Source organism: Moritella sp., assembly GCF_033791185.1.
Taxonomy (GTDB): domain Bacteria; phylum Pseudomonadota; class Gammaproteobacteria; order Enterobacterales; family Moritellaceae; genus Moritella.
Map to the genome: position 1 here is coordinate 1 of NZ_JASJHF010000023.1, position 26,687 is coordinate 26,687.

General features: G+C 41.3%; 23 protein-coding genes. 8 read left to right on the forward strand and 15 right to left on the reverse strand.

Annotated elements, in window-relative coordinates; genetic code table 11:
• Window positions 1-263, forward strand: a 263-nt coding sequence (locus QNK26_RS01445) for a hypothetical protein (protein WP_319220478.1), incomplete at its 5' end; no start/stop codon positions are given.
• Window positions 264-478: 215 nt separating this feature from the next.
• On the opposite strand, the gene QNK26_RS01450 is transcribed toward QNK26_RS01445, so the two are convergent.
• Together QNK26_RS01450 and QNK26_RS01455 are read right to left on the reverse strand one after the other, a co-directional pair.
• Window positions 479-1,519 (reverse strand): GMP reductase, encoded by a 1,041-nt coding sequence (locus QNK26_RS01450; protein ID WP_319220479.1) that lies wholly within the window; start codon window positions 1,517-1,519, stop codon window positions 479-481.
• 496 nt (window positions 1,520-2,015) lie between these two features.
• Window positions 2,016-3,020, reverse strand: coding sequence for an ornithine cyclodeaminase (locus QNK26_RS01455; RefSeq protein ID WP_319220480.1), 1,005 nt, complete (start codon window positions 3,018-3,020; stop codon window positions 2,016-2,018).
• A gap of 255 nt (window positions 3,021-3,275) precedes the next feature.
• Here QNK26_RS01455 and QNK26_RS01460 point away from each other — a divergent pair, with 255 nt between their 5' ends.
• Window positions 3,276-3,896 carry a TetR family transcriptional regulator C-terminal domain-containing protein gene (locus QNK26_RS01460; RefSeq protein ID WP_319220481.1) on the forward strand — a complete coding sequence of 207 codons (621 nt, stop codon included), beginning with the start codon at window positions 3,276-3,278 and terminating at the stop codon, window positions 3,894-3,896.
• 36 nt (window positions 3,897-3,932) lie between these two features.
• On the opposite strand, the gene QNK26_RS01465 is transcribed toward QNK26_RS01460, so the two are convergent.
• The 4 genes from QNK26_RS01465 to QNK26_RS01480 form a co-directional block, all read right to left on the reverse strand.
• Window positions 3,933-4,802 (reverse strand): dimethylarginine dimethylaminohydrolase family protein, encoded by an 870-nt coding sequence (locus QNK26_RS01465; RefSeq protein WP_319220482.1) that lies wholly within the window; start codon window positions 4,800-4,802, stop codon window positions 3,933-3,935.
• Between the two features lie 66 nt (window positions 4,803-4,868).
• Entirely contained in the window at window positions 4,869-5,813 is a 945-nt protein-coding gene (gene ctlX / locus QNK26_RS01470) for a citrulline utilization hydrolase CtlX (protein WP_319220483.1), read from the reverse strand.
• Between the two features lie 458 nt (window positions 5,814-6,271).
• Complete coding sequence (gene dapE / locus QNK26_RS01475; RefSeq protein WP_319220484.1) at window positions 6,272-7,408, reverse strand: succinyl-diaminopimelate desuccinylase; 1,137 nt, start codon at window positions 7,406-7,408, stop codon at window positions 6,272-6,274.
• A gap of 113 nt (window positions 7,409-7,521) precedes the next feature.
• Window positions 7,522-7,872, reverse strand: a complete 351-nt coding sequence (locus QNK26_RS01480) for an ArsC family reductase (protein ID WP_319220485.1) — start codon at window positions 7,870-7,872, stop codon at window positions 7,522-7,524.
• Window positions 7,873-8,132: 260 nt separating this feature from the next.
• Between QNK26_RS01480 and QNK26_RS01485 the strand changes: the two genes are divergently transcribed.
• Together QNK26_RS01485 and gltS are read left to right on the forward strand one after the other, a co-directional pair.
• Window positions 8,133-8,990: a TIGR01459 family HAD-type hydrolase gene (locus tag QNK26_RS01485; RefSeq protein WP_319220499.1), complete on the forward strand. Its 858-nt coding sequence runs from the start codon at window positions 8,133-8,135 to the stop codon at window positions 8,988-8,990.
• A 100-nt stretch (window positions 8,991-9,090) separates the two neighbouring features.
• Window positions 9,091-10,326, forward strand: coding sequence for a sodium/glutamate symporter (gltS, locus tag QNK26_RS01490; RefSeq protein ID WP_319220486.1), 1,236 nt, complete (start codon window positions 9,091-9,093; stop codon window positions 10,324-10,326).
• An 84-nt stretch (window positions 10,327-10,410) separates the two neighbouring features.
• Here gltS and QNK26_RS01495 read toward each other — a convergent pair whose 3' ends face one another.
• The 3 genes from QNK26_RS01495 to QNK26_RS01505 form a co-directional block, all read right to left on the reverse strand.
• A complete protein-coding gene (locus QNK26_RS01495) occupies window positions 10,411-12,975 on the reverse strand; it encodes an EAL domain-containing protein (protein WP_319220487.1) in 2,565 nt (854 codons plus the stop codon).
• 272 nt (window positions 12,976-13,247) lie between these two features.
• Entirely contained in the window at window positions 13,248-13,664 is a 417-nt protein-coding gene (locus QNK26_RS01500; protein WP_319220488.1) for a VOC family protein, read from the reverse strand.
• Between the two features lie 38 nt (window positions 13,665-13,702).
• Entirely contained in the window at window positions 13,703-14,320 is a 618-nt protein-coding gene (locus QNK26_RS01505) for an NAD(P)H-dependent oxidoreductase (RefSeq protein WP_319220489.1), read from the reverse strand.
• Window positions 14,321-14,527: 207 nt separating this feature from the next.
• Between QNK26_RS01505 and QNK26_RS01510 the strand changes: the two genes are divergently transcribed.
• Window positions 14,528-15,241 (forward strand): metalloregulator ArsR/SmtB family transcription factor, encoded by a 714-nt coding sequence (locus QNK26_RS01510; RefSeq protein WP_319220490.1) that lies wholly within the window; start codon window positions 14,528-14,530, stop codon window positions 15,239-15,241.
• Between the two features lie 73 nt (window positions 15,242-15,314).
• On the opposite strand, the gene QNK26_RS01515 is transcribed toward QNK26_RS01510, so the two are convergent.
• A complete protein-coding gene (locus tag QNK26_RS01515) occupies window positions 15,315-16,004 on the reverse strand; it encodes a pseudouridine synthase (RefSeq protein WP_319220491.1) in 690 nt (229 codons plus the stop codon).
• A 186-nt stretch (window positions 16,005-16,190) separates the two neighbouring features.
• Window positions 16,191-16,802 carry a LysE/ArgO family amino acid transporter gene (locus QNK26_RS01520; protein WP_319220492.1) on the reverse strand — a complete coding sequence of 204 codons (612 nt, stop codon included), beginning with the start codon at window positions 16,800-16,802 and terminating at the stop codon, window positions 16,191-16,193.
• Between the two features lie 138 nt (window positions 16,803-16,940).
• Between QNK26_RS01520 and QNK26_RS01525 the strand changes: the two genes are divergently transcribed.
• Both QNK26_RS01525 and QNK26_RS01530 read left to right on the forward strand, forming a co-directional pair.
• Complete coding sequence (locus QNK26_RS01525) at window positions 16,941-17,822, forward strand: LysR family transcriptional regulator ArgP (RefSeq protein WP_319220493.1); 882 nt, start codon at window positions 16,941-16,943, stop codon at window positions 17,820-17,822.
• A 368-nt stretch (window positions 17,823-18,190) separates the two neighbouring features.
• Window positions 18,191-18,391, forward strand: coding sequence for a hypothetical protein (locus QNK26_RS01530; protein WP_319220494.1), 201 nt, complete (start codon window positions 18,191-18,193; stop codon window positions 18,389-18,391).
• A 4-nt stretch (window positions 18,392-18,395) separates the two neighbouring features.
• Here QNK26_RS01530 and QNK26_RS01535 read toward each other — a convergent pair whose 3' ends face one another.
• Window positions 18,396-19,847 (reverse strand): dihydrolipoyl dehydrogenase, encoded by a 1,452-nt coding sequence (locus QNK26_RS01535; protein WP_319220495.1) that lies wholly within the window; start codon window positions 19,845-19,847, stop codon window positions 18,396-18,398.
• Window positions 19,848-20,241: 394 nt separating this feature from the next.
• On the opposite strand from QNK26_RS01535, the gene QNK26_RS01540 reads away from it, so the two are divergent.
• Window positions 20,242-22,221 (forward strand): methyl-accepting chemotaxis protein, encoded by a 1,980-nt coding sequence (locus tag QNK26_RS01540; RefSeq protein ID WP_319220496.1) that lies wholly within the window; start codon window positions 20,242-20,244, stop codon window positions 22,219-22,221.
• Window positions 22,222-22,289: 68 nt separating this feature from the next.
• Here QNK26_RS01540 and potE read toward each other — a convergent pair whose 3' ends face one another.
• From potE to speFL, 3 genes are all read right to left on the reverse strand, one after another.
• Window positions 22,290-23,654: a putrescine-ornithine antiporter gene (gene potE / locus QNK26_RS01545; protein ID WP_319220497.1), complete on the reverse strand. Its 1,365-nt coding sequence runs from the start codon at window positions 23,652-23,654 to the stop codon at window positions 22,290-22,292.
• Window positions 23,655-23,765: 111 nt separating this feature from the next.
• Complete coding sequence (speC, locus tag QNK26_RS01550) at window positions 23,766-26,102, reverse strand: ornithine decarboxylase (RefSeq protein WP_319220498.1); 2,337 nt, start codon at window positions 26,100-26,102, stop codon at window positions 23,766-23,768.
• Between the two features lie 332 nt (window positions 26,103-26,434).
• A complete protein-coding gene (gene speFL / locus QNK26_RS18805; RefSeq protein WP_413816341.1) occupies window positions 26,435-26,548 on the reverse strand; it encodes a leader peptide SpeFL in 114 nt (37 codons plus the stop codon).
• Window positions 26,549-26,687: the final 139 nt, after the last annotated feature.

Here is a 26,687-nt window from a genome sequence, read left to right on the forward strand (position 1 = left end):
ATTTTTTAATGAATTGTTTGATATTGTTTGTTTTTGGCGGGATCGGAGCTCTTTGTGGTGTTAACCATCACCTATCGTCTTATAAAGATAATAAAGCCCATATTATAATGGCTAATATTGCTGGGTGGCTTGGATTATTACTCCCTATATATTTTTATTTTGGACTTAATTGGAATGGATTTTTTTGTTTGTCTTTATTTTTGTTTTTTGGTTATAGCTATAACTTAGGAAAGAAAGACGCAACTACTGGTACATACGATTAATAAAATAGCCTTATAAAAGATAGATTTTAAGATCGTGTGTTAAATTGAATCAATAATGGCAACGTTTAAATTGGTCTAGATTAATTGCTTTTAGATTATAAATAGCCTAAAACGCGAGCATGATAATGGAACATTTATAATTACATAAATCCACTTCAATGCTCGCCTTTGTTAGTTTAAATATGTAGTTCTAGACCTACATATCTATGCCTAATTTATTCTTTACCGAATACGTTGTTTTCTTGCTCAAGTACGCGGATAAAGGTAGTACGCTTGCTTAGCTCTTTTAATGACGCTGCGCCAACGTAAGTACAAGTAGAACGCACGCCACCTAGGATATCAAAAACAGTGTTTTCGATTGGACCACGGTAAGGTACTTCTACAGTTTTACCTTCTGAAGCACGGTATTTAGCAACACCACCTGCGTGTTTGTTCATCGCAGTTGTTGAGCTCATGCCATAGAATTTCTTGGTTTTCTTGCCATTAACTTCGCACAGCTCGCCGCCACTTTCGTCGTGACCAGCTAACATACCGCCAAGCATAACGAAGTCTGCGCCGCCGCCGAATGCTTTTGCAACATCACCAGCACAAGAACAACCACCGTCACCAACAACCATGCCACCTAAACCGTGTGCAGCGTCTGCACATTCGATGATTGCAGAAAGTTGTGGGTAACCAACACCTGTTTTAACACGTGTTGTACATACTGAACCAGGACCGATACCAACTTTGATGATATCTGCACCAGACAGGATAAGTTCTTCGGTGATTTCACCAGTAACTACGTTACCAGCCATAATCGTTTTAGTTGGGTATGCTTGACGTACTTTACGCACGAAATCAATGAAAAATTCTGAGTAACCATTAGCTACATCGATACAGATAAACTGTAAACGCTCATCTAATGCTAGAACTTGTTGAAGTTTTTCGAAATCTGAATCTGATGTACCAGTTGATACAAAGATATGGTCAAAGATTTCAGGGTTTGCTTCTAGGAACTCTTTCCATTCGGCAACAGTATAATGCTTATGTACAGCTGTTAGCATTTTGTGTGCAGCAAGTTCTTTTGCCGCTTCAAATGTGCCTACAGTATCCATGTTTGCAGCAATAACTGGTACACCTGTCCAAGTGTACTTGCTGTTAGGGAAAGTGAATGTACGCTCTAAGCTTACTTGTGAACGACTCTTTAGAGTTGAACGTTTTGGGCGGAAAAGTACATCTTTAAAACCTAGCTTCAATTCTTGTTCTATACGCATGACATCTATCTTCTGTTTGTTCGCACAGGCTCTTATTCTTGTGTCGCAATATATCGCAGGCGCAAGGAAAACCCTAATTGAATGGGTTCATGGATGGTACTGTGCAAAAAATTATAAGGATTTTAGTTTAAGCGGTACAAGCGAATCGTGTGTGCGAGGAAGTCGCGTTTCATCAACGCGCCTATACGGATAGATATTAGTCCAAGGCTTGATATCTTGTAAAGACTTTATTTTAGCTAGTCTAGGCAAGGGGGATAATTTCTTGACCTGAAAGTCAGTATTTATGCGGCTCTAGACGGTGTTTAGCCATTTTAAAATAATTTTTCAGCAGTGAAAATACCAGTCGAAAACAAAAAAAGGCCAAAACGCCCACTGCTTTACAATGCTTAGCGTGGGTGTTTTGACCAGATACTTATCATTAATAACTAGCCGCGACAGACTAGGGGATTAAACTAATAGCGGTACTTGTTCTTATCTCTAGCACTATATTGATATTCTATAGTAGTGAGAATAAGTTCTTTACATCGCTTAGATCTGGAATTAATTCCATTTCGCTACCGATGTTGTGTTGCTTAGCAAGTTTGTAGACCAAACGTAATACTGAGTAATCTTCTAATGCGAAGCCTACTGAGTCATACAAGATAGTACCGTCTGTTGCGACGTTCAGCGTTGTTTCGCCTTTCACTATTTCGTGGAGTTCGGTACAGGTAAAGTCAGCACCGAGTTGTTGGATCTCACCTTCAACACGAGATTGTGGTAGGAATTCAACCACAATCGTTGCGCTTTCTACTAATTCTTTTTCAATTTCAGTTTTACCAGGGCAATCACCGCCAAGACCGTTAATGAATACGTCTTTGCTGATCATGTCTTTGGTTAATACGGTTTGGTATTTCTTGTCTGCGGTACATGTCGTAATAAGGTCTGCACCTTGAACCGCTTCTCTTGCGTCTTTACATGGCGTTAAACGAATATCAAAACGCGCCATGTTTTGTTCAAATTTACGCATTGCTGCAGGATCAGTATCAAAGAAACGCACTTCTTTTAAATCAAAGATGAACGAGTAAGCCAGGAATTGGAATTCACTTTGTGCGCCAGTCCCAATCAGTGCCAATACTTCAGAATCTTTCTTGGCTAAATGTCTTGCCGCCATTGCTGATGTAGCCGCAGTACGGAAACCAGTAAGCAATGTCATTTCTGAAAACATCAGCGGTTCGCCAGTCTCGGTTAACGATAATTGGCCTGTTGCCATTACTGTCATTTTGTTTTGTGCTGGATTTTTTGGGTGGCCATTTACGTATTTGAACGAGTACATTTCTGCATTCGAAATCGGCATTAATTCGATAACACCATCTTGAACATGGTTAGCAACACGTGGACTTTTATCAAAGTCATGCCAGTTTTTATAATCTTCCATTAACGTGTCATCAAGCTGGGCAAAAAAGTCTTGGTAGCCAACTTTCTCGATTATCGCTTTAATATCTTTTATCTCTAAAACAATCATGGTGATCCTTGTTAAATTCTATCTAAGGTAAAAGAGAAAAATCGAATTTTTCCATTACCATCATGATTATAAAAATCAATGAGTGGTTTATCTAATACGTTTAATTGTGAGATACACGGCTGTTCTGTGCATCGGTTCAAATGTTATATGTAGCGGTTTAAGCTTATTAAATTGCCAGCATCACGCCCTCGGGGTATGATTAATTTTCGTCTAATAGACTCACCTTATACTTAAATACGGATTAAATACCTGCCTATGCCAGCCAAAGGAACAAAAGGTAAAAACCGTAAACAAGAGTTAATCAATGCCACACTAGATTGCATTGCTAACGAAGGTTTACAAAAAACCACAGTACGTAATGTGGCTGAATATGCCAATGTCACTAACGGCCTGATCCGTTTTTACTTTTCCGGTAAAGACGAGATGCTACGCGCGGCGTATTCGGCATTACTCGAGATCATGTACGTTAACGCCCGTGTCGAAATTAACGACCAAGACGTGTGCGCCAAGACCCGATTACAGCACTTTATTCAAGCGACGCTATCTGCGCCAATTGTGTCACCACGTACCGTATTGTTATGGGCTAATTTCTTGCCGATGACCTACATCGATCCAGAAATGGCAGCCATTCGTACTAATGAATATGCTAAAACAACGAAGATATTAGCGCCGTTGATTAGTGCCGCATTAGCCACCGATAACATCACAGTTAATCATCATGAATGTGAAATCCTAGCGATTAAAATCAATGCTTTGATTGATGGTTTATGGCTAGAGGGCAGCATGGCTGCGTACAAATTCAAAGATAATGAACTGGTCAATATCGGTATCGACAGTGCATCGGCAATCTTGTCTATTAAGTTAGAGAATATTTAATTTATCTCTAAAACAACAGCACTGTCAGGTTAATACTTAGTGACGTTCTAGTGGGAACGTCATGCAGTGTGGACCACCGCCAGTTTTCAAAATTTCCGTCGAATGTAACTCAAATACTGTGAAACCACGCTCACGTAATTGCGCATTTACTTCTGTATTGGCGCTTAACGAGATAATACGTTTGTTACCTAATGCTTGTAGGTTACAGAAGTGCTTAAATACGCCAGCTTCTTCAATCTTAATTAGATCGTAACCCGCTTCATCAAGGTAAGCTTGGAATTCTGGTGGTAAACCGTCGTAATAAGTCACGGCGGTTTTCTCACCAACAATATTAAAGATCATATCAAGGTGCAGGTATTCTGGTTTAGAGTTAACCGAAATGATGGTATAACCCAATGGTTCAAGCTGTTCACGAATGCTTTGAATGCCTTTTTCATCTGAACGTTGCAGCGTACCTATGGCTAAAGTTTTTTCATCAAGCTGCCAGAAGTCTCCGCCTTCGAGTATACCTTCATGGCAAGTGGCAATGATTGGCACCCCTAATTCTGCTAGTTTTTCAGCATAAAGTAGGCTTTCTGCGTGACGGATCTCTTCTTTAAAGCGGCCAAGTACATAGCCTTCTTTGATGTTAAAACCAAAATCACGGGCGAATACTTGACTCGATAAATGCTCTGTCGGCGTTAGCACTTCGACATTAATACCATTTTTCTCGTAAATATCAATCAGCTGTTGATGTTCGCTTAAGCATTTTTGTTGATCAATCTGCTCGCCTTTCTCTAACCAATCTTCAGCAATTTTATTAATTGGTGATAAATTTAAGTACGTAGGAGAGCAAAGTAATACTTGCTTCAATTCACCTGTCGCTGATGTTACATAACTGGTTTCCATAACCTTTTCCTTTTCCATAAGTCATATCTTTTAAATTAAATTATTGAATCTGTATAACTTAATCGCATCATTGCTGCGATTAAGTTACGTTCGTGCGCTTAAGTGGATCCCTGCGATCATGCAGCGGATCGAACCACCGGCTAATTCGATAGTCGGTACGCTAAAACCTAAAATTGTTGAATGTCGTTCGATACGCTCAACTTGATCGGCTGTTAACGCGTCTTTAGCACGTTGTGACATAACTAGGTGGCTGTTGCCATTGCCGGTCAATTCGATTGCGTTACCAGCAAAGTTATCTATTTGCTCGAAACTCAGTTCAATCACTTCGATATCTGATTCCTCTAAGCGTTGACGAACCGCCGCGCGACGCGCTTCATTGGGGATCATGTCCAAGCAAATAAGCGCGTATCTAGAGGCTACACACATCATTACATTGGTGTGATAAATGGCAGTGCCTGTTGCATCGGCTGTTTCGAACGCCATTGGTTCATACTGAAAGATGGCGCAGAAGCGTTCTAGGATCACTTCGTTAGAACGGTTTGATTTAGCGGTATAAGCGATACGGTTGACGTTATCTAATACCATCGCGCCAGTGCCTTCAAGAAACAGGTTATCCCATTCTAAACCTGAGAAGTCGATAACATCTTGCACCCGATAATGCGCTTTTAACATTTCAATAATGTCACTGCGGCGTTCGCGTCGGCGGTTTTGTGAAAACATTGGGTACAAAGCAACGTGGCCGCCACTGTGGGTAGAGAACCAGTTGTTTGGGAATACTGAATCGGGTGTCTCACGATCACCAAAATCATCGAATACGTGGACATTAATACCGTGTTCGTTTAATCCTGCGACCACGATATCAAATTCATTTTTTGCTTGCAGTGATATGCCGCTACGATCTAACTCAAGTGAGTCTTGCTCATCGAGGCCGGTTTTTTGAAAAGCATTATCAACTGCAGTTTCTGGATTCGAGAAAAATTTCCACGGTCGAACCATTACAACTGAATTTGGCGCTTGGATTAAAGCCATACAACTTCCTTTTTTGAACCATGTCTAACAAACATGGCATTAACAAACATGTCATGAACAACTTGCCATTGAAAAATAGGCGCTTTGCAAAACTATGCAACTGCATAAACAATATGCCAGAGATTGATTAAAGTCAATTAATGGGTGGGTTGGGGAGCTTTTTAAAAAGGGGTAGAAAATAGCGTTATTGCTATTTCAAATGTTTTAATTGCTTGTAAATAATGGCTTTTACCAGTTGTTAATAAATTATAATATTTGTTACGGAATGTGATGAGGTTATCGGTTTTTTATATCGTAGGACAGGGTTAAGCTAGGTGGTTGTGAGGTGTTAACGGCTATTTTTGTGGTTTAAAATGGCTGTTTACTGGCTGTAAGTAGACTAAAAGATAGATGAAAAGTGGCTTGAAGCGAAATGTTTCAAGCCATTTATACAATAAAACAGAGGTATATTTGGCTATTTATTTAGCTAATAGTTTAATCAGTGTTTGCTCATATATTTCAGCTAATTGCTCAATGTCTGAGATCTTCACACATTCATTTACTTTGTGAATAGTTGCATTCACAGGACCTAATTCTACCACCTGTGCGCCAGTCGGTGCGATGAAACGACCATCCGATGTACCACCTGATGTAGACAGTTCAGTGGCATAACCACACACACTTTCAATCGAATCGGTGATCGTGTTTAGCAAGTTACCCGGTTCGGTTAAGAAAGGTTGGCCACTGTGGATCCAACTGATCTCATAGTTTAAACCGTGTTTGTTAAAGATGTTTTCAATGCGGTATTTGATTAAATCAGCTGTGATCTCGGTAGAGTAACGTAAGTTAAACTGACAGGTTGCGTCGCCAGGTACTATGTTACTTGCACCTGCGCCACTGCGAATATCTGTGATCTGTAACGTGGTCGCAGGGAAGTAATCATTACCTTGATCCCATACTGCTTGGCTTAGTTCAGACAGTGCTGGCGCCAGTTTGTGAATTGGGTTTTCTGCCAAATGCGGGTAAGCAACATGACCTTGGATCCCTTTAACTACTATATCACCGGTTAGTGAACCACGACGACCGTTCTTGACGATGTCACCTACTTTGTTGGTACTTGATGGTTCACCGACAATACACCAGTCGATTTTTTCGTTACGGGCTTCTAAGGTATCAATTACTCGGGTTGTACCATTGATGAACGGGCCTTCTTCGTCACTAGTGATCAGTAGCGCTACTGAACCTTGGTGATCGGGATGGGCTTTAACGAAGTTTTCAACCGCCACTAAAAAAGAGGCGATAGAACCTTTCATGTCTGCTGCGCCACGGGCGTGTAAGTAACCATCAATTACCGTTGGTACAAATGGGTCTGTATGCCAATCTTCAATTTTACCTACGGGTACCACGTCGGTATGCCCAGCAAAACAAAATACCGGTGCTGTGGTACCACGACGAGCCCAAAGGTTAGTGGTATCTTCAAATACCATTGTTTCGATGGTAAAACCTAATTCTTCAAGACGAGTGATCATCATTTGCTGACATCCGGCATCTTCGGGGGTCACTGATTTACGGCTAAGTAGGTCTTTAGCAAGTTGTAGTACTAAACTGTCTGACATGAGTAATTCCTTTTTACAGCATATTGTTAGCACCGACTTACGCGGTAAGCCAATGCTATAAGTATTTGGTGTCTGGTTAACGGCTATTTACTTTACTTTTTATTCCGTATTATTTACTTAGAAAAAAGAGCCGCATAAGTGTCGGCTTTAAAGCCTAAGGTTAGTTGACCATCAACATCAAGAATCGGACGTTTGATCATGGCTGGTTGTTCGATTAACAATTCAATCGCAGACGCTTCTGTCAGCCCTGCTTTTTGTTCATCGCTTAATTGACGGTACGTAGTACCACGTTTATTCAACACTTGTTCCCAACCCAGTGTTTCACACCAAGTGATCAGTTGTGCTTTATCTAAACCATTAACGCGGTGATCGTGAAATGTGAATTCAAGTTCGTTTGCTTCTAACCATTTTTTGGCTTTTTTAATGGTGTCGCAATCTTTAATGCCATACATCACAGTCGTCATGTTAATTCCTATTTGCTTTAGTTTTTTCTGTAAACGTTATACTGCCCAGTATATACCGAAGTTACTTCAAGATGCTATATCAGAGACAAGCAAGGATATTGGCATAAGGCACAATATGAAGTCTTGAATATCCTCTCCTTTCGGTTTGCTGATTGTGCATCTTGAAGTAGCTCGGGTATAATTAAGTTATCTTATTCAAGCTATTGATGATTTAACATCGTAGCTGATGCTGTTGCTGTTGGAGAAATGACAAAGTGAAAATGATTTCCGGTCTTAAAGACATTATTAACGAGTTTGATACCTTTATCTTGGATCAGTGGGGCGTGTTACACAATGGCGGTGATGCGTTTCCAAATGCGGTTGCCACATTAGAATTGTTAAAACAGCATGACAAAAAAGTGGTGATCTTATCGAACAGTGGTAATACCCACAATTTCTCATATCAGCGTTTGACCGATTCTGGTATTCGTCGCGATCTGTATATCGATGTACTGACATCGGGCGATCACATGCGCCACAATTTTCAGCAAGGTAAATTTGCAGATCTGGGGACCAATGCCTTGGTATTTGGTTGGGACGATGGGGTGCTAAGTTCTGTGCTTGAAGACTGCGGCTTAACCAGTGTTGATATTGACGATGCATCGCTTATCCTGTGTTACGGTGTCGGTCGTGCTGCTGTCGAGGATTATCAAGCAGAGCTGAAGGTAGCTTATGACCGTGGTTTAGAAATGGTCGTGAGTAATCCCGATCTTGTGGCTATGAGTCCTGATGGTGGCTTAAAGCTGTGTCCAGGTTCAGTTGCTAATGCCTATGCTGCAATGGGTGGTAAGGTGCATTGGCACGGTAAACCACAGGCGGAAGTCTATGCCATGTGTCATACCTTATTAGGCGGCTGGGATAATGCCATTGCCGTTGGTGATAGTTTAGAGCATGACATCCGCGGTGCGAATACAGCCGGTATTGCTAGTTTATTTTTAACTACGGGAATTCATGCCGACGAACTGACTGCGAAAATGGCCAATAAAGACGATATGATCAGTGAGTCTGTGGTTGCTGATTTAAGCCGTGAGTTTGAGGTGATGCCAAGCCATTATATTGATTGGTTTCAAGTCGATTAATTGATGTTTATGGTTTGAATATTTAAGTTTCCGCAGGTAACCTTTTATTATTGTTCAGCCTATACCTTAATAGGTCAATAGTTAATGAAAGGACACACAGATGGAACTGGATGTAAGGCAAACCGTGATTGTGGCGATTTTGGTGCTGTTTATAGGTAAATACCTGACACGCAAAGTCGCTTTGTTACAAGAGTATAATATCCCCGAGCCTGTTTCTGGCGGTTTAATCGCATCCATTGTCTTTGCTATTCTCTACGGCGTATTTGATATCGAGTTGCTGTTTTCATTAGCGGTGCGCGATACCTTACTAATTGTTTTCTTTACCATTATTGGCTTGTCCTCACGATTTTCGACCCTGCTCAAAGGCGGTAAACCGTTAATCATCTTGCTGGTTATCGCGGTCATTTATCTATTCTTACAAAACTTCACTGGTTTAACGGTGGCGCAGTTTACCCAGCAGTTACCGGAAGTGGGCATTATTGGTGGTTCAGTTTCTCTCAGTGGTGGCCATGGTACAGCGATCGCATGGGCCCCGTTATTTGTAGAAAAATACAATATCAGCAATGCCATGGAGATTGGCATTGCTTGCGCGACATTTGGGTTAATTCTTGGTGGTGTGATTGGTGGTCCGATTGCCAAATACTTAATTAGTCATTATAAGCTAGAACCCAGTAAAGAACCTCGATTGACCGTTGGCACCTTACATAAAGTTAAGAAAAAACCGAACGATACCGCAGAGCCAGTGCAAAAAAGAGCACCGATAGATTATCACCACATGCTCAACTCTATTTTAATTATCAGTGTCAGCATTGGTTTCGGTTTAGGCTTGAATTTACTTGCGGTGGAAGCCGGCTTACACCTGCCGGAGTTTGTGACCTGCTTATTTGCCGGCATTCTTGTGATTAACGTCGGCCCGCTGCTCATACCAAAGCTGACTTGGCCTGAACGCAGCCGTTCATTAGCTTTGATTTCTGATTTGAGCTTAGGTTTGTTCTTAGCTATGTCATTAATGAGTTTGCAACTGTGGACGTTGGGTGGGCTAGGGGGACCGATTTTAGTCATGCTAACCGCACAAGTGTTGATCATCACTGGTTTTGTTATCTTTGTGGTCTTTCCGTTGATGGGTAAAGATTATGATGCGGCGGTGATGTCGGCGGGTTATGCAGGGTTGGCGTTAGGGGCTACTCCGACAGCTATTGCTAATATGACGGCGGTAACCGAGAAGTTTGGAGCCTCGGCAAAAGCCTTTGTGGTCGTGCCGCTGGTGGGGGCATTCTTTATTGATATTGCCAATGCACTGATCATCCAATTCTTGTTGGATATTTTTGCGTCGTAATTTCTATTAAAAAGACATTAACAACAAGAGCCGTAACGAAAAGGGCATGCCATTGCTGGTATGCCCTCATTTTATATAGGCCGTTTAGCCTACGCCTGTCGCGGTATTATGCTGTTGCAGAGAGTGGCTCTCGCCATTACCTATATCCCACTCTGCTAATGGTTTAGGGCGTGAGTAGTAAAAACCTTGTGCATAACGACAGCCTAATTGCTTTAGATGGGCGGCTTGTTCAGCGGTTTCCACACCTTCAGCGACAATCTCAGTATTGAATGTACTGGTCATGGTAATGATGGCTGCGATGATGGCCGCGTGGTTATCACTGTCGAGCATTTGACTGACAAAAGAGCGATCAATCTTTAACGCATCAAACTGTAATTGCGTCAGGTAAGCAAGGGATGAATAACCGGTACCAAAATCATCGATGGCAATATGTATGCCTAAATCACGCAATTGGCCAAGGAGCTGGTTTGTTAATAAGGGTTGGCTGACTAAACGTGACTCGGTGATTTCGAGCGTGAGGTTCGCCGCGGGTAATTGGGTTATCCTCAGAATGTCTTTGACCGTCGATACATAACTTGGGTGTAGTAATTCCCGCACTGACATATTAACGTGCAGTGAGAAGCTAGCAGGCCAGTGACCGGAGTCTATTTGTAACTTAGTATCAGCACAAGCTTGCAATAATATCTGTTTACCAATATCGACAATCATGCCAGTGTCTTCTGCTAGGGGGATGAAGTCTAGCGGTGATACTAGACCTCGAATTGGGCTGTGCCATCGAACTAAGGCTTCGGCCCCTGCGATGGTATCCTTGGTTAAATCTATGACAGGCTGATAGTAAACGGAAAATTCATTATTGACGATCGCCCGTTGTAAATCGGCCGTTAAGCGGGTTTGTTCTTGCGAGGCACTCATCATGTAATCTTGATAGTGACAGCATTGTGCTTGTTCTTGCTTCATTACATAGGTTAACGCGAGGCTTGAATTGCGTAACCATGCATCCATATCAATGTCGTCAAACTTACCGCTCATGATCCCGGCGTTAGCACCGACTAATACCTCGGTACCATTGATAATAAAGGGGCGATTAAAATCGGTTAATAATATTTGTGCAAATGCATGGCTGTGTTCAAGGTCTTTAAAGCGTGGCGAAAATACCGCAAAGGTATCTTTATCAATCCGGCTAATAGTTACGTCATTAGCGACGTTGCTTTGTAAACGTGAGGCGATAGCAACCAGTAGCAGATCACTTTTGTTTTGACCTAAACTATTATTGGTATGACGAAATGAACGTAGCCCTAATAAAACCAGTATGCCGTGAGTTTGAGAGACGGGATGATTCAATTGTTCCACAAAACCATCGCGACTTAATAAACCTGTTAGAGAGTCAAATAATAGTTGTTTACGTAACGTGGTAAATGAAGTTTCTAACCGCGATGACATAGATTTAAATGCTGAAATAAGTTGGCTAGTTTCATGTAACTTGATGTTTTCTTTGATGGTTACATCCCAGTTATTATGGTCTATTTGCTGTGATACGGCAGCAAGATCTATAATCGGCTGAGTGATCACCCGCAGTAAATACAAACCCATTAATAAGCCAAATATGGCGAGTATTAGTGCAGCAACAACACCTAGACGTTGTTGACTCGGTAGCTTACCTAACAATACGTCTTCTGGTAATGTCACCACAATAAACCATTGCAAATTGTTATTGTTATACGCGCTGACTCGGCTAAAGTAACGTACACCTTTATGGCTGAATTCAAATGTCGCAGCACGCTCTCGAGTTTGTAATTGCTGCTCAATAACTTGCGCCGCACTCATCGCAATAATTGTGCTTTCGCTATTCACGGCCAATATATTGTTATTGTCAGGGTCAATTAATGGCGCCTGTAAAGAGTTGGCGATTAAAACGCCTTCGGCATTGGTGATATAAGTTAAACCACCGAACTCACTGCTTTCTGGTTTAATAAATTGCGACAGCTGCAGTAAATCGATATCTGCTGCGACAACACCTAATAATGTATTATCGCGGATCACAGGGGCTGCACTTGAAATAGCGAAGGTTCTTTCAGCATCAACGTTACTGTACATGTTTGCCCAACCGGCCATTTTAGTTTTAGCAAAAGGCGCATACCAAGGCCGAGTTGTTGGGTTGAAGTTAACAACACTCTGAGCAACAGCGCTATTACTGCTCGCGCCGCTGTAAAATTCGAGAATATGGTTAGTATGTTCATTTTTCAACATCAAGATGACACTGTTGTCATTACTACGACGAAAACCGACGTAATCTTGCTGCTCATTACCAAATGCGACGTTACTGATTTGTTGCTGCGAGCTATAAATCTCTGTCATAGAGGCATGAAGGTAGCTTTCAACTTGACTTAAATCAGTTGCTTGATCGAGATGATTACGCTGAATGCTATCGGCGATCGTTAAGGTGGTATTAAAAGGCTGTTCTAAAAAACGGTCGAGGTTGCTGCTGATATTTTCTGAATGGGAACTGAGTAATTTGCTACTGATCTCATCAAGCATTCGCTCGTAATTACTATTTTGGATAAAAGTGAGTACGGCCACAGTAAGTAAAAGCAGTAACGTAAAAGGCAGCATAACGGCTTTACGAAGAGTTTGAGGTTTGAATTTTTTCATTACTGTGATCTTAGATAATTACATGGCTGGATGACGGCATCATGTTTACTTATATTTTTTATTTATGCAATACTTCAAATTAGAGTTAAATCACAAGCATTGAATATATATCTGACGTAATGCTTTAAATTAGCCACTTAAGAGGTACTTACTGCTCACGGTGGTATAAAGAACTTTATATATATATTGTTGGGGTTTTATTTTACCAAAAGTTGAAGCTACCACATAAATACATTGGCGGCTTCAATGTTGATGTGAGCAGGTTGAACATATTAATAGCGATTTCTTAAACTGGGTATGTCGGTATTATATTGCACAAACTCAACTTCGTATCCACTTGGGTCGAGGAAGTAAATATTTTGGCGATATTCATCGTCCATGCCATCTTTGGCAATGCTAAAACCAGCCTCGGTTAAACGCGTAATTACACCGGCAATATCATCGGTGACATAGGCGAAGTGAGCTAGCCCTACTTGGTGCCCCGCCAAGTCGCGGTTTTCTCCGACGCCATTATCACCAAATGCCAAGTACTGGTAGTCATCGCCAAAATGGATCCAGTTTCTTGGTTTGCCTGACCACTCGCCTTTATCACCACCACGAATTGACCAGTGGGGAAATGCAGCGCGATAAAACGTGAGTGTTTCTTCGATGTCCCGTACAATTAAATTAACATGCTCTAGATGTATCATAATGATGTCCTTCTATTATGTGTTTTTAAAATATGTGTCTACATGGCGTTACTGTACTTGTCTTGCTGAGCATAAGGTTGTTGTTGCTGCACCTGACGAACTTGACCTAATGCTTGGCTGTATTGATACAAAGTATGCAAGCTGTAACCAATACGATGTCGAATGCTCTGGTCGCGTTCGCTGCTCGGCACATCATCTGTGCCTGTAGTTAATACATCACCGACATTACGAATGATTAAGTGATCTGGTATTGCTACTAGCTTATTATTTTTACAGCCATTCATTCTTAATTCTGCTATTGGATTAGCCCCACTAACACCGCCGACGACAGAGACTAACAGTGCGGGTTTATGCGCAGTGTCATCAGGTGCGCACATCATCAAAAAGTTCTTTAATATTGGTGTTGCCATACCTTGCCACTCAGGGGTGATAAGCACGAACGCATCGGCTTTAACCAGCGCTTCGCTAATGAGTGGCCAATCGCAGCCAGGTGCAGATTTACTTTTGTCATCGCCATCCCAAAAGGGTAGTTGGTATTTACACAGTTCGATATGTTGAACGGTTTTATATTGGCCTGCTGCACTGGCGATGTACGCCGCAACTTTTGCACTTTCTGAATGTTGACGTTGACTGCCACTGACGATAACTAATTTCATCTTTAGTAAATCTTTTTGTTTATTAAGTGTTTAATAAAGTAATATCTTTACTTAAGTTTGTAAAGCCTTAAGCAAAAATAAAGTAAATAAAAAAGTTTACTTAATATGTGTATCGGTAATAATACAGTGATAAATGTACCTGAAGACATTTGCCCATCGCGTATATAAGAGCGGCCGTCATTGGGGGTTAGAATAGTTGGAGTGAATATGAAAGAAAAAACCAGTGAGAAAATTCTCAGCTTATTAAAGGTCGAAGGGGCATTAACCGCCAAGGTGCTTGCGAGTGAATTAGGGTTAACGACCATGGGTGTACGCCAACATTTACAAGCATTAGCTGATGATGGCGATATTAGTTTTGAAGATAAGAAAGCGGTGCGTGGACGACCAACGCGTTATTGGTCGTTAACGGCGCAGAGTAATAGCCATTTTTCCGATCGTCATGAAGAGTTGACCGTACAGCTTATTGATTCAGTGCAAGTGATATTTGGCGATACCGGGCTTGAGCAACTTATTGCGCACCGAGAGCAGGCATCGTTTGTACTGTATAGCGACAGACTGGCTGGTCAATCTGATTTACTGGGTAAGCTTGAAGCGCTGGCTGAATTACGCAACGAAGAAGGTTACATGGCAACTGTTATTATCGGTAACGATATCGGTGTTATCAAAGACGATAGCGACATTATTAAAGATAATTGCAAGGTTTTTGACGACAATTCTGACATGGTTAACGGCGGTAATATTTATTGGCTGATGGAAAATCATTGCCCGATTTGTGCTGCTGCATCGAAATGCCTTAATTTTTGCCGTTCTGAATTGAATTTATTCCAAAGCTTGTTAGCGGGAATGGCGACTGTTGAACGCGAAGAACATATTGTCGAAGGGGCAAGGCGTTGCGCATACAAAGTGACAGCGACTGAATAGAGCGTATTTACGGTAATAAAAAAGCCCACATTAAGATGATTAATGTGGGCTTTTTCATCGTAGGATTAACAGATTAGATGCTTTTAGCTTCTGCGTCTGTTAGGTAACGCCATTCACCTAATTCCAGTGTTGGGTCTAATACGATCTCACCGATTTGTTCGCGGTGTAAACCTACCACGGCGTTGCCTTGGCTGGCAAACATACGTTTAACCTGGTGGTATTTACCTTCTTGGATAGTAAGCAATACTTCTTTGTCGCTTAAGATCTCAAGTTTTGCAGGTAGACAAGGTTTGTCTTCACTACGCAGTTGAATACCGGCTTCAAAATCAGCAACAGCAGAAGGCGCAATCGCTTCTGCAAGCTGTACACGGTAACGTTTGTTACATGCACGCTTAGGTGATGTAACGCGGTGTGACCATTTACCGTCATCTGAGATTAATACTAAACCAGTAGTATCAACATCAAGGCGACCTGCGATGTGTAATTCTTCACGCTTGTCTGCTTCGATAAGCCCGATCACTGATGGGTACTCTTCATCTACTGTTGAACAAATCATATCTACTGGTTTATGCATCATGATATAACGCGGCGGGCGTTGGCTTAATGATTGACCACCAAACCAAACATCCATGTTTGCCGTTACTTTATGGTCTGCTTTACGTACCACCTTGCCATCAATTTTCAGGTTGCCACGTGCAATCTCACGCTTGGCAAGAGTTCGGGTCAGGTTAGTACTTTGGCAAATAAACTTATCTAAACGCATTGTGTTCAACTTTTATCATGGTGTTATAGGAATATATCCAAACTGAGTCGATAGCCCGTTTGGATAAGTGGGCTGATTATCTGCCTTTTTTGCTATAAGAGCAAAGTATAGTGAACAATATCGCTATTTAACTGTTCACTATACTTGATTACCAGCTAATACACTGCGTCAATATAAGCTGAAATGTTAAGCTAAGCTACGATATAAACTGCTGGCAATCAGCCACATGATGCTACCAACAAGGAGATCGATAGTCCGCTGTACTTGGGGTTGGTTGAGCCAGTTAGAAAACTTAGCAGCACTAAAAGCCAATCCATAAAACCATAATATCGACGCTAAGATAGTGCCGCCAGCAAAAGCCAACCGACTATCGCCACTAAACTGATTACCAACACTGCCTAAAACAACCACGGTATCTAAATATACATGGGGGTTAAGTAAGGTAACTGCGAGCGTTGCCACTACCACCATTTTTCGTGATTTAACGCCACCATCTAGTTCAGCTTTGGCGTATTGATATTGCCATGCGCTGTGAAATGACATCGCCCCATAGCTGGTTAAAAAAATAATCCCCCCCCAAGTAATAATTTGTAGTAAGTCAGGGTTTAAGGCTAATAAACTGCCCGCGCCAAAGACACCTGCACTAATCAGTAAACCATCACATAGGATACAAATACTGGCGGTTAGAAAGTGGTGATTACGCTTAATACCTTGATTTAAAATATACGCGTTTTGCGCGCCGATGGGGATGATCATACTGCCACCAAGCAGTAGCCCTTGAATTGTTGCTGTTAGCATAATGAACCTCGATAAAATAGGTTGTAGAGATTACAAAAAACTAACTCATAAGTATAATTAATAGTTGTTATATGTGATAAGTTAACCTTATGAGTAACTAAGGTTAGTCGGCATACAGTGACAATAAAGAGGGTGAACGTGGATTATAAATTATTGCATGCATTGCAAGTGGTGATTGAGCAGCAAAGCTTTGAACGTGCGGCAGCAGTATTGTGTATTTCTCAACCTGCGGTATCACAACGCATCAAGTTGTTGGAAGAGTATGTATCACTGCCGGTACTAATCCGCAGTAAACCGCTGGTGGCAACAGATATTGGCCAGCGTTTGTTAACACACTATAAGCAGGTACAGCACTTGGAAGCGGAGCTGTTACCGAGTATCAGTGCAACCTCGATTGGCAAGTCGGTGGTGATGGCGATTGCGGTGAATGCCGACAGTTTAGCTACCTGGTTTATTCCGGCTTTGGCACCCTTATTAAAACAATACCCCATTGAACTTAATCTACATATTATGGATGAGGCAAGAACATTGGAGAAGGTAAAAGCGGGTGAGACATTTGGTGCACTGAGTTTACAAAGCAAGTCTTTGCCTGGTTGTGAAGCAACGTTATTGGGTGAGCTGCATTATGCGTTGGTGGCAACGCCCAGCTTTGTGCAACAGTATTTAGCGCAAGGGATCACGCAACAAGCTTTACGCAAAGCGCCTGCTGTATCTTTCGATCATAAAGATGATATGCACATTAAGTTTATTCAGCAGCACTTCGATTTAGCTGGTGGTAGTTACCCTTGTCATATCGTGCGTTCATCAGAAGCCTTCGTCGCGATGGCCAATGCCGGAGTAGCATATTGTTTGATTCCCGAATTACAAATTCAAGATGAACTGGCTGCTGGCAGCTTGGTTAAATTAACAGAGACGCAATTAACAATACCGCTCTATTGGCATCGTTGGATCTTGTTAAAAGGCTTATATAAGCAAGTATCAGAGCAGATTATCACGGCAGCTAAACATACAATATCGTAATGCGCTAAGTTAGTCAGCGCATTAACCACGACTAAATACTTCGGTAGTAGTATGAATAATGGCACTGATTAGGTTTATTACGGTCTGAATTAGATCTTGGCTGCTTTGTCCGGTGGCGTAGCTATATAAGACGACCAAGGCTAAAAAAATAAAAAAAGGAGAAATAACTTTTATAAACAGATCTAGCATAAGGTAGCTCTCATAAAATAAATAAATAAATCCAGCCTGATACTTCAACGCCTGTAAGCTAACAGTATAATTGAGATTCAAATATTCGCCTCTTTTATGCTGAAATAACGTTATTCAAATTGATATAAATTTTAATTTTTATTAAAGTAGGTGTTAATCATAAATGGCAAGGATGGAGCATGATAGTAATGGATGGCGTAAATAACGATAGTAATCAGCAAGAAAAAAAAATGATTGTCGTAGAATTAAATGAACAGATTAAGCGGATGACTGACTATGTTGAACAATATAGCCAGTCAAATACAGCCGCAGTGCATAATAGCTTAAAGGCAACTATGCGTTATCGTGACAGCTTAGTCGCCAGTTTCACTGATTCGTGAGTGATTAACAGCCTGGACCACAATCCATACAGTGCTTAATCATATCTGGACCTAGGTGTAGCTTTGCGTTGAGGTCACGTAATGCTGTTCTAACACCTTCTTCAACCACGGGGTGGTAGAATGGCATATCCAGCATTTCTGATACGGTCATTTTTTGTTGATGTGCCCACGCTAATAAGTGCGCTAAATGTTCTGCATCGGGACCAATCATTTCTGCCCCTAAGAACAGACCTGTTCCGTGTTCAGCATAAACATGTAATAAACCTTTGTTACGTAACATCACACGTGAACGACCCTGGTTTTCGAACGACACACTACCGGTCTCAAAACAACCGCAGTTACCTAAACGCGTCACTATCTGTTTGTATGTTTCACCGACCATGGCAATTTGTGGATCAGTAAATACCGCCGAGATAACTGAGCGGCGCAAACCGGCTCTAATTTGTGGAAAACGACCTGCGTTATCACCAGCAATACGTGCTTGGTCTGCAGCTTCGTGTAACAACGGGAGCTGATTGCTGGCATCACCAGAAATAAAGATACTTTCTACGGATGTTTGCATGGTGTAATAATCCGCAGTTGGTACGCCACGTTCATCTAATTCTAGAGTGGTATTTTGCAGACCAATTTTATCTACATTGGGACGGCGGCCTGTTGCCGCAAGTACGTATTCAACATTCACTGTTTGTAGTGCTTGGTTATCATCTAAGTATTTAATTTCGACATGATCACCTTGGCGTTTCATGCTTTCTACTTTAACGTCGGCATCAAGATAGAACTCTTCATTAAAGGTTTTATTGGCATACGCCATCACGCTAGGGTCTGTTAATGGACCCACTTGGCCGCCTAAGCCGAACATGATCACCTCAACACCGAGACGTTTTAGGGATTGGCCAAGTTCTAAACCGATAACACCAGGGCCAAATACAGCGATTGATTTTGGTAAGTCATCCCAGTTAAAGACATCGTCATTAATAACCAAACGATCACCTAATTCGTTCCATATTGCAGGGTATGCAGGGCGTGAACCGGTCGCAATCACAATACGTTTAGCATTAATTTTGGTGTGGACGCCGACGAGTAAGGTATTATTGTCCCAAAATTTTGCATAGCCTGAAATTTTATCTTGGGCTGGTATTTCATCAACGCCCTCTACAACGAAACCAACGAAACGATCACGTTCACGTTTAATTCTCGCCATCACCTCGACACCGTTAATGATTGTTTCGCCTTGTGGATGGACACCAAAATCAGGTGCTTTTTTGATTTGATGAACACTTTCTGCTGCGGCGATAAGCAGTTTTGATGGCATGCAGCCAACACGGGCACACGTTGTTCCGTATGGACCACCTTCGATTATAACAACACTGTCTGAATGTGCTTTTGCTGCTCGGTATGCACCAAGTCCAGCTGTACCACCACCAATTACTGCTACATCTACATTTATAATGTTCATTATTTAGCCTTGAAAAATGTAAGGCGAAAACGGTTGTCGTTTATCGCGATCATTTTGATAATAAATTTGGGCACGAAAACTGTGCTTCGTGTTGATGCAGCTATTATGCAAAATACAGTGGGATAGGTACAATCGATTGAATCGTGCGTCGCGATAGGTTTAGGCTATAAGTTGGTGTATATCTATGGGGGTAGTTAATTTCATTTGTTAAAATAATTGGTTAAAATTTAAGTTAATCACCTTAAGTGAAATTGATGTATATCACTATGTATCATTATTGTTTATACAAAACTTAAATAAATCGGTATCATTTTCTTTACCATCTTCATATTTGAATTTTACTTCGCGAGTTTACAACTCGCTTTGCTCTTTAATTTAAGCATCAGGAACTGTTATGAAATTTTCAGATATCTCATTTAAGCATAAAATTATTATGTTACTGGCTTTACCTATGCTGGGGTTCTTGTGGTTGAGTTTTTCTTCCCTCTCACAAAGTATCGCAACCAATAAAGAAATGGCTGTTTTAACCCAGTACACCGAGCTTTCTGTTGAGTACAGTGAACTTGTCCATGAATTACAAAAAGAACGCGGTATGACCGCTGGCTTTATTGGTTCTAACGGTACTAAGTTTGCCAGTAAATTACGTAAGCAACGTACTGATACTGATGCCAAGCACGCCAAGCTGATGCGTTTTTTAGAGCAAAACGAAGTGGCAGACAGTGACATAAAACAACTGCAAATGAACATTCAACAAGACTTGTCGATGCTCACGGGTATTCGCAGTAAAGTGGATGCACAGAATATTCAACTTGCCTCGGCGTTAGGTTATTACACTCAGCTCAATGCGAAATTATTAAGTGTGTCAGGCTTGATTGTTGATATCAGTACGGATGCAAGCATTACCGCGGAAACTGTTGCCTATTATAACTTTTTACAAGGTAAAGAGCGTGCCGGAATCGAGCGTGCTGTGATGAGTAATGTATTTTCTAAAGATCATTTCGCGGCGGGTGATTTTGTTAAATTCATTTCGTTAGTCATTGAGCAAGAAACTTATTTTTCAAATTTCAACACCTTTGCTACAGACAGTAATAATCAGTTTTTTGACCAGCAGTTAAATAGTGCAGCGGCTAAAGAAGTGATTAAATTAAGAAACATTGCGGAAACCAAATCAACAGACTTTAATGTCGATGCAGAGTATTGGTTTTCTCAATCAAGTGCGCGTATTGGGCAGTTGAAGACGATCCAGGATGAGCTAGAGTTATCACTATTGAATTTAGTTAATACCAATCGTAATAATGCAATAACAACATTGACGATGGGCATTGTTTTTAGTGTGTTGATTATTGCTATTTCTGCAGTGTTTAGTTTTATTACTGTTCGAGATTTAATTGCGCGCGTAAAAGAGCTAATGGAAGTCATGACCGAAGTGCGTGATAACAATGATTTGACGGTACAAACACAGCTTGCTGGTGAAAGCGAGTTAGGACAAATTGCGAAAGCGCTTAATTTGACGTTATCGCAATTTGCTGGCGCAATGGATAACATTTCCACATCAAGTATTACGCTGGCATCCGCAGCAGAAGAAACCGCGCAAACTTGTGTTTATAGTTCGACAACGTTAGCTGAACAACAAGATGGCATCAGCCTGATTGCGACCGCGATTGAAGAGTTATCGGCAACCGTGAGAGAAGTCGCGCAAAATACCCAGCTGACCGCTGACTCGGCAAGGCAAGTCGACAGCCAAGCCGCCGATGGATACGAAATTGTGCAGCAGTCATCACTGTCAATTGAATCGCTTGCGAGTGAGATAGATAGTTTAGCGCAACGAATTAATCATTTACATGAAAGCAGCAATAACATTACTAGTATGGTTGATGTGATCAAGTCGGTTGCTGATCAAACTAACTTGTTAGCTTTGAATGCGGCGATTGAAGCGGCGCGTGCTGGTGAACAAGGGCGTGGTTTTGCCGTTGTTGCTGATGAAGTTCGCACTCTTGCGAAACGAACTCAGGATTCGACCGCAGAGATTGAAAGCTATATTAGTGCATTGCAAGATGATGTTAATGCAGCCTTTAACGTTATTGAAGTGAGCCAAAGTAAAGCCACTGACGCGGTGAATAAGTCCAAAGGTGTCGCGCAAACATTGCAAGATATTACCAGCGCTGTAAACCACATCTTTGCCATGACAGAGCAAGTCGCCACCGCGATTGAAGAGCAATCTGTCGTTACTCAAGATGTCGCTGAAAACATTGTTAACGTGAAACAAAAATCAATGGAGTCAGCAACCGGTTCAGCGCAAATTGCCATGACAGCAAAAGAGCAGGCACTACTTGCTACGTCATTACAGGATGTAGCCCGAACCTTTAAGATCTAATTTGAGTTGAAAAGTAAGGTAATAAAGAAAGCAAGTTTGCTTTCTTTATTACGACATCGATAAAAGAATTAGGCGATAGCAGTAGGCATATGCTCGTCGTTTATACTCGGAACTATGCTTGGTTCAATACTTTTTCTTTCAAACTCATAAGCTTTGAAACCATAGAAAACATAACCCGCAACAGTCACTAATGCGCCCCAGAAAACAGCTTCCGTTCCTGCTGCATATAAGCCATAGAAGCTATATGTAATGGCAACCATGGTAATGATTAGATTGCGTTTATAAACAGCAGCTGTTACCTGTGCTTTACGCATGATCACAATCAGTCCTGATAACGCTAATATATACGGAACTACGTTAGTAAATACGGCTAAATTAACAACGGCTTCAAACTGTTTACTTAAGTTTGGTGAAATGGTCATGAGTGAAAATACACATTCCGCCGCTGTAATAATCAACATGCCAACTATTGGCGCGTCGTTTTTAGTTACTTTAGAAAAGATTGATGGGAACAGATTTGCATCAGACGCGGCTTTTGATACCTGTGCGATGGTAAATTGCCAGCCCAATAATGAACCGATACAGGCAATAACAGCAAGTACTGTAACTATCATACCAACCGTTGGATTAAACATGTGAGCAAATACTAACCCAAATGGTGAAGTTGATAACGCTAGCTCAGCATTCGGCACGATCCCTTGCATCACACCTGTTGATAAGATGTAAACCACAGCTGCACCAGCAGTACCAAATAGGCAGGCAAGTGGTACATTTTTCTTTGGATTCTCAACTGCATCAGAATTCGCACACGCTGATTCCATTCCTAAGAATGCCCATAATGTCAGTGCTATACTTGATGATACAGCGTTACCCATTGATAGGTTGTGTGGATTCCAAGCCATTTTAAAGGTATCAAAGTCAAACCAGAACCAGCCAATAACACTTAAACCAGCCACAGGAATGATCACCCCCCATACCGTCACGCCCGCTATTTTACCGGTTAGACTTGGGCCACCAAAATTAGCCGCACACGTGATCATTAAAATGGCAATCGTACCAATACAGGTATTGATTGGTGAAGCACTTAACCATGGGATGAATTCAGCGGCGTAACCAACACAAGTTAGCGCAATCGCGACGTTGGCGATGGCCAGTGAAATAAAGTAAGTGTAAGAACACAAGAAAAATGCTGATTTACCATGCGCTTCTTCGGCGTATGCAGACATACCTCCGGAACGTGAGCAGAAGAACCCACATTGGGCAAAGGCATAGGCAATGCACATTGAACCAACAGCGGTAACTGCCCAAGATAACATCGAGATAGCACCAACTTGCGCTAAGTTTGCTGGCAACATGATAATGCCAGAGCCCATCATATTTACTGCGACTAAAATTGTGAGTTGAGTTAAACCCATCTTTTTATTTGAAGACATATAACAACCTTGTAATACGTATTACGAAGAGCAAAAACCTTGAACAGAGTATCTAGGTTTTTGCGAACCAAGGACCCTAATCATTAATTAGGGTCAAAGCAGTGAGTACTATTATTCTTGTACTGCGTAGGTGAAGAACTGAATGCGACCATTAACTTGTTCTTGGTAAACACCTTGTACTTCGTAGTTGAAACCTGCGAAGCGGTTAAAGGATTCTTCAAATGCTAAGAAATAGTCGAGCATAGGTTGAGAGTTGTCATCCCAACGCTCACCTGGAACAACAATACCAATCCCCGGTGGGTAGATGAGGGCTAATGTCGCGGCAATACGGCCTTTAATATCTTTCATGGCGATATAATCAACATTGTTACCGACTAACGCATTATTCGCTTCTTGTGCTGAAATGGCTTGCTCTGGAAAACTTTCTGCGCGGAAGGTTAAACGCTGTAGGTTTTTGATATTCATATCACGATAGAAGTTATGCATTTCATTACAGATCTGTTGAATGGTGTAGTCTCTGTAACGATTTCGATGCGCAGCGTATAAGCTTGGTAGCACTTCAGATAGCGGTGCATTACGATCATATAATTCTTTAAACTTAGCCAGTTTTGCAATTAAGGTATTTAACTTACTTTCGTCTTCAGCTGGTGTCATTAAGAATAAGATACTATTAAGATCGCATTTTTCTGGGATCACTCCGTTTTCACGTAAGAAGTTAGCCACGACAGTTGCTGGAACACCAAAGTCGAGATATTCACCGGTTTCACGGTTGATACCTGCGGTGAGTAACATTAGCTTGTTTGGATCTACCATTGCATAACCGTCTGCGTAACCTTCATACCCGTGCCATTTCGCATTCGGATCAAAGGTCCAACATTGCTGTTCTTGTTTTAATACGTCGGTTGGAACATCTTCCCATGCCACGTTGGTGAGGTCGGCTGTATGTGGTGAGTTTTTAACCGTCACTACATCTGGTACAAACGGGTCAAAGAACCATTGCTCACGTGCTGTTGTACCGAGCTTTTTGTAGTGTTTACCTAACTCACGGATCTTTTTACGAGATTCAATACCCAGTTCGATACAGCTGTCCCATAACATTTCACCGCTCTTACCTTCGTGAATTTTAGCGTTCACATCGAGTGAGGCGAAAATTGGATAAAATGGTGATGTAGATGCATGCAGTAAAAATGACTCATTAAAGCGCTTATGGTTGATATAGCGCTTTTGGCCTTTAATATGCGCATCACGTTTATGGATCTGAGACGCTTGGGAAAAACCAGCCAGTTGTTTATGTACTGATTGTGTCGAGAATATACCCGGCATATCAGGGCCTAAGTTTTCAAGGCGCATTGGACTGTGATCTTTGAATAATGGGTGGAAAGCGTTATAGCCGATCCATGCTTCATCCCAAAGTACGTATTCACAAAGGTGACCAATTTTTTCCATGACTTTTTTAGCGTTATAGACGGTACCGTCATAAGTGGCTAACTCAATGATAGCTAAACGAAATGGACGTTCTTTTTGATAAGCATCTGGGTCGGTAATTTGTGGATTATTTTTGATTTGTTGACGAAGATAATCTTCATCAAATGCTGCCCAATCAATAGCCCCAACCATACCGTGTGCATTACGCGCGGCGGGTAAGTAAATCGGAATGGCGCCGGCTTGGATAAGAGCACCGTGATGATTAGATTTATGGTTGTTACGATCAAATAAGACTAAATCACCTTTTTTTAAGGTCGCATTATTGACTACTTTATTAGATGATGATGTACCATTTAGGACAAAATATGTTTTGTCTGCACCAAAGACTTCAGCGGCATATTGCTGAGCGCGACACGCAGCACCTTCATGAATAAGTAAGTCACCTAAATCAACGTCGGCATTACACAAGTCATTACGAAATATGGTTTCACCAAAATGTTTGAAGAATAAACTACCTGCAGGGGATTTTTTGAAGAATTGACCCCCTTGATGACCAGGGCAGTCAAAAGCGATATTGGCATCGGCGTCATATGACATTAATGCGCCAAAGAAAGGAGGCAGCAAGGTGTCTGCGTAATACTGAAGGCTACTTAGGATCTGTTTAGTATAGTAAGTTGGCGATTGCTCATTTAAGTAGATATAACCTTCTATTTCACCTAAACCTTCGTAACCCACTTCTGCGATAGGGTGTGACTCTGCAATAGCCCAAATCGGAGTCTTACTACCGGATTTACGAATTGCAGCAATCAATGCCGTTGATGCAACAATGTCTTTTTCGTCGACAGATATGATAAAAGCACCAATAGCTGCATCTTTAACAAGATCGCTTCCGCAGTTATTACTAAAACTTAATTCATAGTGTTGCTCGCTAATAGTGGCAAGCAACTCAATAATTTTAGGGTGCTTAGCATCGGCGAAAACACCAATTTTTAAGTATTTATGGTACTCAATAGATATAGTCATAGTTTTACCTTTTATAATAAAGGCATCAAGCAATGGATTGAATGGTCTTCGGCATTGGCTTGACGCTAGATATAAAAAACCATAAGATATCGAGGTCTATAATTTCAGTTATAGACGGATAATGGTTTTTATTTTCAATGTAATGGTTGATTTTTTACTGTTGTCTTGTTTTTTAGCAAGCGGTTAGCATGAATTGGTCTTCGGGCTAACCGCCTTGTTAACTCTCCTTTTTATTTTATTATTCAAATTTTATAGGCGCAAAAGTGTTCTTGCTTACTTGAAGCCAGTTAGAATGGTTGAGTATTGAGCTTATGGCGATAATCGCCAAGAGATTAGTTTGAAGGGTTCTGGCTAAAGTATGTGGCGAAGTTAAAAGAATTCTTGTAAACAGGCATCATGATGTGTCTAACACGTCTTATATGTTTAATTATGCTTAATAGTTTCATGTTACCCCCACCTGTAGTTATTTTATATTTGTTAACTGATTGATTTATCAGTTCATCCTTTCAGTGGTTGCTAGATTATCTAAATCCAAAGTTTAAATTTGTGACTCGTATCACATTTTTCAATTGTTTGGTTTTTGTT